The organism is Cyanobium sp. NIVA-CYA 375, assembly GCF_056108345.1.
Window position 1 is genome coordinate 24,258 of sequence record NZ_JBSYHW010000032.1, and the last position, 7,731, is coordinate 31,988.

Consider the following 7,731-nt stretch of genomic DNA (forward strand, 5'->3'; position numbering starts at 1 on the left):
CTTGGCTTGATGTTGGCACGGTGCAAGACGGCAGCGCTGCAGGGCCTGGAGGCCAGGCCCGTGCTGGTGGAGGTTGATCTGGCTCCCGGCTTGCCGGGCCTGCAGCTGGTGGGCCTAGCCGATGCGGCAGTGCTGGAGGCAAGGGAAAGGGTGCGCTCGGCCCTGCGGCACAGCGGCCTGAAGGTGCCGCTGACGCGGGTGGTGGTCAATCTGGCCCCCGCTGATCTGCGCAAAGAGGGACCGGCCTTTGACCTGCCAATCGCCCTAGGGCTGCTGCTCGCCAGCGGCCAGCTGGAGGCCGCCAGCAACAACGAGGTTTGGAGCGCCGGCGAGCTGGGGCTAGACGGCAGCTTGCGACCAATCCGGGGGGTGCTCGCGATTGCAATTGCGGCCCGTAACCACGGCGCCCGGGCGCTGGTGGTGCCGCAGGCCAATGCCTGGGAGGCGGCGTTGGTGGAGGGGCTGCGGGTGTGGGGCGTTGCCGATCTCGGCCAAGTCCTCTGGCGGCTACAGCATCCCCGGGCCCGTCAAACCCAGGCCGCCGCCGCCGCCCCTGGCCTAACCAGCGCAGTGAGAGCCGATAGGCCTCTGGAAAAAGATCTTGCTGACGTCAAGGGCCAGCCCCACGGGCGCCGGGCCCTGGAGATCGCCGCGGCCGGAGGCCACCACCTGCTGCTCTGCGGCCCACCCGGTAGCGGCAAAACAATGCTTGCCCAGCGGCTGGCGGGGCTGCTGCCCCCGCTCGATCCGGCGGAGGCCCTTGAACTCACCGCAGTCCACTCGGTGGCGGGACTGCTGGACAGCAGCAGCCAGGGCCTATTGCAAACCCGCCCCTTTCGCAGCCCCCACCACAGCTGCTCCGGGCCAGGGCTGATCGGCGGTGGTGGCCAACCCAGACCAGGGGAGCTGGCCCTAGCCCACCACGGAGTGCTGTTTCTCGATGAACTGGCCGAATTTCGCCGCTCTGTGCTCGACCAATTGCGCCAACCCCTAGAAGACGGCGAAGTCTGGATTCACCGCGCCCGTCAGCGGACCCGCTTTCCCTGCCGCATCACCCTGGTGGCCGCGGCCAATCCCTGCCCCTGCGGCTGGTTTGGCGATCCAGAGCGCAGCTGCAGCTGCGGCGAGGGCCAGCGGCGGCGCTACTGGGGCAGGCTGTCTGGCCCCCTGCTGGATCGCATTGATTTGCAGGTGGTGATGCGCAGGCCGTCCAGCGCAGCACTAACAGCGCCGTTTCGAGGCCAAAGCGGCAGCGTGCCCAGCGACGAATCAAGCGCTGAGGTGCGAGCACGAGTCTGCCGGGCCCGCTCCCGCATGACGGCTCGCAATCCCGGGGGCTGCTGCAATAGCCGCATCGCCGGAGGTCTTTTGCAGCAGGTGCTCCAACTGGAGGGCGAAGCCCTAGCAGTGTGGGAGGCAGCAATCAAGCACCGGCAACTGAGCGCCCGCGCTGGGGCAAGGCTGCTGCGGGTAGCCCAAACAATCGCCGACCTAAACGACGAAACCAAAATTGGCGCCATGGCCATTGCCGAAGCACTCACCTACCGGTCCTTCGATCAAGGGGTGTCTCGCTAAACGGGAGACCAGATCGAAAAAATCAGCGACGGCGGCGGCGCTGCTGGGCTTTGCGCTTGTACTTCTCCACGGGTGTCTCGTGGTGACGCAGACGCTTGAGGTCGGCAAAGATGCCGGCCTTGGACACCTGGCGCTTGAAGCGGCGCAGAGCCGATTCAATTCCTTCATTTTCGCCGACGGTGACCTGGGTCATGAAGCGCTGCGCTGCTCACAGAGCTTGCCAATGTAGCAACTGCCTTTCCCGCTGATCCACGCCCAGCCGCCCTGGCTCAGGGACTGGTGGGACTTGGGATGGAACTGGGCGGCGCGACAGGCAGACCTGGCTGGAGCGCAGCATCCGGCCAGGCATCGCGGTAGAGATACACGTGGCCCAGATTGCGACCACCGAAAGCCCGGCGCTTGAGCTGCCAGCCCGGCTCAAACACCAACTGCAGGAAGCCAGAGCCCGGACCCTGAGTGCGGGCTACAAGCATTTCAGGACCCGCACCAGCCTTGGTGGGCACAGCCAGAAGCACATTGTCAGCACTCTGACGCTGCACGGTGAGCCGATAGCTCGTAGCCAGATCAGCACCGCCCACACGCACCGAGTAGCCGTTGGCATCGATGAAGCGGCTGCAGATGCCACTGAAATCAAAAGTAGCCAGCAGAGGCTCCACCAAAGCTGGCGCCCCGGGGACCACGGCAAAACAGGGCCGGGTCGGCTTGACCTGCTCGTAGATGTTGAGCTGGGCGCGGACGCCATCACCGATCGGCGCCGCCACCAGCACAAAACGCTCCTGACTCAGATCAGCAGCCTGAAACAGGGCGTTGGCCATGGCTGGGGTGGCGCCAAGAACCACCGCAGTGGCGAAAGCTCCAGCTGCCAGGGGAAGAGCACTGGCACCTAGTTGGGGCAATCGCATCACGGCATTTGCAGGCAGCATGTGCGCAATCGTATGCACGGCAACCGGATTGGGCTAGGCCGGCTTGTTGATACGGATGGCCACCAGTAAGGCCGCAACCGTGCCGGGCAGGCTCAGGCCCAGGATCCAGAAGGTGGTCTGCATGCCTAGGTCGGGGTCGCCATAGGCGAGCTCAAAGACGGAGCCCGTGGAGGCGATGCCCAGCACGCAGGCCAGGGCCAGAAACAAGCCGGCCAGGGGTTTCATCGGCATGGAGGGGAACGATCAGCGGATGGAACGGACGTCAGCCCGTTGAAAGCCCTTTTCCAGGAGACCTTCATTGAGGCTGAGCTCATCGGTGACCCGGTCAACGAAGAGCACGCCTTCGAGGTGGTCCATCTCGTGCTGGATGCAGCGGGCCAGCAGGCCATCAGCCTTGACCCGTTGGGGGCGGCCCATCTCGTCGCGGTAGCTGACCTCGACCGTGGCGGGGCGCACCACATTCAAATAGACTCCAGGAATGCTGAGGCAACCCTCCTCGTAGGTCTCGATCGCAGCGCCGAAGCGGGCGATCTCAGGGTTGATCAAAACCAGCGGCGCCGCAGCGGCATTCTCGGGATCCAGATCAATCACCAGCAGCTGCTTATGCACTCCCACCTGGGGTGCCGCCAAACCGATGCCTTTGGCCGCGTACATGCTGCGCAGCATGTCCCGGGCCAGATCTCGCACACTCTCATCAACCTTGCTGATGCGCTTGGCGGGGATGCGCAGCACCCCATCGCCCAGGGTATGGATCGTGAGAGATGACTCCTCAAGGGCATCCTTGGGCACCTGGACACCGCGGCTGGCCTGAACGGCGGAGCGTGCCATCTGGGCAAAGCTGCCGGCTGAACTGCGGGCCAACGCGATACTTACTCGTACGACATTCACTTTAAGTCGTTCTGCCTTGGTGCACGCGGTGGCTGACCCCCTTGGAGTCCTTCCTGCCGCTGTTGTGGTGGGCCAAACCCCCAGCCTGCGGGAGCCACGGCTCCTCGACGGGGTGCTCTATTGGCTGGATCAGCGACCCCAGGAAGGGGGACGCACGACCCTGCTGCGGCGCCTGGAGCCAGACCAGCCAGCAGAGGAGTTAACCCCTGGCAGCTGGAATCTGCGCAGCCGGGTGCATGAATACGGAGGCGGCAGTACGGCCCTGGGCCACCGGAGCGATGGCCGGCCGGTGGCGGTGTTCAGCCACGACGGCGACCGCTGCCTCTGGCTGCTGGAGCTCGATAGCAGCGATTGCCAGCCGCGACGGCTCAGCCCGCCAGGCGCCTACGGCGGCGGCGTGATCGATGCCGGCCGCGACCGCTGGATTGGCGTATTGGAAAGCGGCAGTGATGCAGGTGCTGGCCGCGACCAGCTGGTGGCTGTTGGGCTGGAAGGTGGCGAGCCCCAGCCGCTGGTGGAGCCAGCCGACTTCTGCGGCTATCCGGCCCTAAGCCCCTCCGGCGCAGGGCTGGCCTGGGTGGAGTGGCAGCAGCCCTTCATGCCCTGGGAGCGCAGCCAGCTGTGGCTGGGGCACTTCGATGCGGCAGGCCAGCTCACCAGCCGCCGCCTGGTCGCAGGATCGGGGGTGGGGGCAAACCCAGACATTTCGGTGTTTCAACCGCTCTGGTGCGGGCCCCACCTGGTGGTGGCAAACGATCGCTCCGGCTTCTGGAACCTCGAGCAGCTCGACAACGCCGAGGGACTCATCGCAGAAACCCTGAGCGCAGAGGCGCCGCTGCATTGGCGGCCGCTGCTGCCCATGCAGGCGGAATTCGGCCTGCCCCAGTGGGTGTTCGGCATGGGCACCCAGGCCTGGGATGGCGAGCAGCTGCTGGCCACCGCCTGCCTGCAGGGGCGCTGGCAGCTGGGCCGGGTGGAGCTGCCGAGCCAGGGCGGAGGCGCCGGCCAGTGGCGGCCCCTGGCCATCCCCTTTGATGATCTGGCCGGTGTTTGCGCCGAAAGGGGACGGCTGGCCTGCATCGCCGGTTCAGCAACTGAAGCTGCGGGCCTGCTCGAACTGGACCTGGGCAGCGGCAACTGGTGGCATAGCCCTGCGGCCGCCTGCCCTCTGGCGCCGCAGGCGATCAGCCTGCCGCAGGAGCTGTGGTTTGAGGGCCACGGCGGCGCCCCCAGCCACGCCTGGTTTTACCCCCCAGCCGGGGGGGGCCACCGCGAGGCGCCCCTGCTGGTGAAAAGCCACAGCGGCCCCACCGCCATGGCCCGCACGGCCCTGAACCTGGCCATTCAGTTTTGGACAACTCGCGGCTGGGGGGTGGTGGATGTGAACTACGGCGGCTCGACCGGCTTCGGGCGGGCCTATCGGGAGCGGCTCGCTGGCCAGTGGGGCGTGGTGGATGTAGCGGATTGCGCCGCCGCCGCCCAAGCCCTGGTGGCGGCGGGGCGGGCCGATCCCGACCGCATCGCCATCGAAGGCGGCAGTGCCGGCGGCTTCACCACCCTGGCCGCCCTGTGCTTCACGGACGTATTTCGCGCCGGCGCGAGCCGCTACGGCGTAGCCGACCCCAGCGCGTTGGCGTCTGAGAGCCATCGCTTTGAAGCCCGCTATCTCGATGGTCTGATCGGTGCCTGGCCGGAAGCGCGCGCCACCTACGAGGCCCGCTCGCCCCTCGCCCACGCCTCTGAAATCCGCTGCCCCGTGATCTTTTTTCAGGGCCTCGATGACAAGGTGGTGCCACCGGAGCAGACCGACCGCATGGCAGCAGCGCTCGCAGCCAACGCCATCCCGGTGGAGGTGCACCGCTTCCCGCTGGAAGGCCACGGCTTCCGCGATGGTGCAACTTTGGTTCGCGTCCTGGAGGCCACCGAGGCCTTCTTCCGCCGGCACTTCAACCTGTGATCGCAACCTTGGCGAGCGACCTGCTGCCCAGCTTCGGCTGGTTGGCCCTGGCCCTGGCCTGCCTCAGCCTGATCCTGGCGGTGGGGCGAGCCCTTGGCACCCGGTTGCAGCTGCGGCTCTGGGGCATCCCCGAAGCCCTGCTTGCGGGCCTGCTGGGCCTGCTGCTGGCCCCGGGCGGGCCGCTACCGCTTTTGCCACCCCAAGTAATGCAGCTGTGGGCCGATCTGCCGCTGGTGCTGCTCACCTTGGTGTTTGGTTCGCTGCTGCTCGGCAAACCCCTGCCAAAACTGGAGGGGTTGTGGCGGCCGGTGTCGGGGCAGGTGTCGCTGGCGTTGGTGCTGGCTTTCGGGCAATACGTGGTGGGGGGCCTGGCGGTGCTGCTGGTGCTGCAGCCCTGGCTGGGGGTGAGCCCGGTGATGGCTTGCCTGATCGAGGTGGCCTACGAGGGCGGCCATGGCTCCGCCGCGGCGATGGGGCCGAGCTATGCGGCACTGGGCTTTCCCGGCGGCCAGGCTTTGGGCCTGGCGATGGCCACGGTGGGGCTGCTGAGCTCCACTTTGGTGGGAGGGCTGGTGGTGGTGCTGGCCCGCAGCCGCGGCTGGCTGCTGGCCGATGCCCCAGGCGCCGCAGCCAGTGAACCCACCAGCACGACCAGCGGCGATTCGGGGGGCGTGGCGGCCAGGGCGGCGGCCTGGGCGGTGAACCTGGCCCTGGTGGGCGTGGCCGTGCTGACGGGCGTGGGGCTGCTGGCCGGGCTGCGCTGGCTCACCTCTGGGCTGGGGGATGGCGTTGGCAGCGTGGTTGATGCGCTGCCGGTGTTTCCGCTGGCGATCGTGGGGTCGCTGCTGGTGCGGCTGGCGCTGGAGCGCAGCGGCAAAGCCCATTGGGCCTCTTCCGCGGTGCAGGGGCAGGTGGGCACCCTGTCGGCAGATTTGCTGATCACCGCCGCCACCGCCGGGCTGGATCTGGCCCTGCTCAAGGCCGACTGGCTGCCGCTCACGGTGCTGGCCGTAGGCGGCCTGGTGTGGAACCTGGGGGTGACGCTGCTGCTGGCGCCGCGGCTGCTGCCCGCCGACTGGTTTGAGCGGGCGGTGATTGAATTCGGCCAGGCCACCGGGGTGGCGGCCAGCGGCCTGCTGCTGCTGCGCATGGCCGATCCAGACGACCGCAGCGACGCCCTGCCGGCCTTCTCGATTAAGCAGCTGATGCTGCAGCCATTTCTAGCTGGTGGGGTGGTGACGGTGGTGGCGCCGCTGGCGGTGGCGGGTTGGGGGCTGCCGCTGTGGACCGGCTTCTGCTTTGCCCTGGTGCTGCTGTTTGGCGGCACTGGGCTGTGGCTGGCGCGGGCTCAAGCGCCGGCGCCGTAGTGCAGGGAGCGGAACTGCTGGTGCACGGCAACCATCTGGGCGGCACTTAGTAGCGGTGGCTCGCCTAATTGCAGGGCTTGTAGATACATCTGGGCCAGGGTTTCCACCTCAACGGCGATGCGCAGGGCCTGATCGAGGCTGCTGCCGAGCGTTACCTGGCCGTGCTGGGCCAGCAGGCAGGCCAGCCGATCCCCCATGGCCTGCACCGCCAGGGCTGAGAGCTCGGCGGTGCCAAAGGTGGCATAGGCGGCGCAGCGGATGTCATCGCCGCCGGCTACGGCGGTCATGTAGTGAAAGGGGGGGATGGGGCGGCCGTGGCAAGCCAAGGCTGTGGCATGGATCGAGTGGCAATGCAGCACCGCCTGGATCTCGGGCCGGCTAGCGAGGAGATCGGCGTGCAGCCGCCACTCGGAGGAGGGCCGCCGCTGAGCCGCCACCGCCGCGAGGGGCTGGCCGCTGCTATCAATCGCCACCAGATCGTCCGGCTGCATCTGCTCGAAGGGCAGGGAGCTGGGCGTGATCAGCAGGCCACCCGGAATGCGCACCGATAGGTTGCCGGAGGTGCCCTGGTTGAGCCCGCTGGCGTTCAGGCGCCGGGCAACGGCCACCAGGTGCTGGCGCAATTCGGCATCGGCGGTGGTGGACGACACCGCGGAGTAAGCGTCAGCAGACAACGGCAGGTGGGCGGGTTGGGCTGACGCTAGGCAAGGGGGCCAGCAGGGGCTTCGGTGGGCACCTGGGTAGTGCGCCAAGAGCCCTGAATAATCACTCCACAGCCCGCCGCACGGTTGCAAACGATGGACAGGGGCTACGGCACGGCAGGGGGAATAAGTGCGGCAGTGCCGGGCTGCTCTCGCAGAGCCTGGTGCCGGAGCTTGAGATCTCCCGGAAGGCTCCAATTATTAGATAGCCATATCCGATTTATGCATGGCAAGCAAGACTGGAAGCGGCTCAGTGTTTTGCACCCAGGACCTAAACCAATGGCCTCCAAGATTATTCAGCCCAGCAGGCCTTGTGTAGC

General features: G+C 67.4%; 8 protein-coding genes. 3 read left to right on the forward strand and 5 right to left on the reverse strand.

What is annotated here, in order from left to right:
* Window positions 1-9 precede the first annotated feature (9 nt).
* A complete protein-coding gene (locus AC01FP_RS09710) occupies window positions 10-1,575 on the forward strand; it encodes a YifB family Mg chelatase-like AAA ATPase (protein ID WP_474479854.1) in 1,566 nt (521 codons plus the stop codon).
* 22 nt (window positions 1,576-1,597) lie between these two features.
* Here the strand turns inward: AC01FP_RS09710 and rpsU are convergent, their stop codons facing one another.
* The 4 genes from rpsU to def form a co-directional block, all read right to left on the reverse strand.
* Window positions 1,598-1,768, reverse strand: coding sequence for a 30S ribosomal protein S21 (rpsU, locus tag AC01FP_RS09715; RefSeq protein WP_010304532.1), 171 nt, complete (start codon window positions 1,766-1,768; stop codon window positions 1,598-1,600).
* 76 nt (window positions 1,769-1,844) lie between these two features.
* On the reverse strand, window positions 1,845-2,516 hold the full coding sequence (locus AC01FP_RS09720; RefSeq protein WP_474479855.1) for a DUF3747 domain-containing protein: 672 nt from the start codon (window positions 2,514-2,516) through the stop codon (window positions 1,845-1,847).
* Window positions 2,517-2,531: 15 nt separating this feature from the next.
* On the reverse strand, window positions 2,532-2,729 hold the full coding sequence (locus tag AC01FP_RS09725) for a hypothetical protein (protein ID WP_474479856.1): 198 nt from the start codon (window positions 2,727-2,729) through the stop codon (window positions 2,532-2,534).
* Between the two features lie 12 nt (window positions 2,730-2,741).
* The gene (gene def / locus AC01FP_RS09730) at window positions 2,742-3,326 is read right to left on the reverse strand and encodes a peptide deformylase (RefSeq protein ID WP_474479857.1); all 585 of its coding nucleotides are present in this window, start codon (window positions 3,324-3,326) and stop codon (window positions 2,742-2,744) included.
* Between the two features lie 88 nt (window positions 3,327-3,414).
* On the opposite strand from def, the gene AC01FP_RS09735 reads away from it, so the two are divergent.
* Together AC01FP_RS09735 and AC01FP_RS09740 are read left to right on the forward strand one after the other, a co-directional pair.
* A complete protein-coding gene (locus tag AC01FP_RS09735; RefSeq protein ID WP_474479858.1) occupies window positions 3,415-5,343 on the forward strand; it encodes a S9 family peptidase in 1,929 nt (642 codons plus the stop codon).
* A complete protein-coding gene (locus AC01FP_RS09740) occupies window positions 5,340-6,710 on the forward strand; it encodes a sodium/glutamate symporter family protein (protein ID WP_474479859.1) in 1,371 nt (456 codons plus the stop codon). The genes AC01FP_RS09735 and AC01FP_RS09740 overlap by 4 nt, the downstream gene beginning before the upstream one ends.
* On the opposite strand, the gene AC01FP_RS09745 is transcribed toward AC01FP_RS09740, so the two are convergent.
* Window positions 6,692-7,384: a class II aldolase/adducin family protein gene (locus tag AC01FP_RS09745; protein WP_474479860.1), complete on the reverse strand. Its 693-nt coding sequence runs from the start codon at window positions 7,382-7,384 to the stop codon at window positions 6,692-6,694. The genes AC01FP_RS09740 and AC01FP_RS09745 overlap by 19 nt on opposite strands.
* Window positions 7,385-7,731: the final 347 nt, after the last annotated feature.

Bases quoted from the DNA above. Each gene is read 5' to 3' on its own strand.
- AC01FP_RS09710 (WP_474479854.1), top strand. From the start codon at position 10: ATGTTGGCACGGTGCAAGACGGCAGCGCTGCAGGGCCTGGAGGCCAGG.
- rpsU (WP_010304532.1), bottom strand. From the start codon at position 1,768: ATGACCCAGGTCACCGTCGGCGAAAATGAAGGAATTGAATCGGCTCTG.
- AC01FP_RS09725 (WP_474479856.1), bottom strand. From the start codon at position 2,729: ATGCCGATGAAACCCCTGGCCGGCTTGTTTCTGGCCCTGGCCTGCGTG.
- def (WP_474479857.1), bottom strand. From the start codon at position 3,326: ATGGCACGCTCCGCCGTTCAGGCCAGCCGCGGTGTCCAGGTGCCCAAG.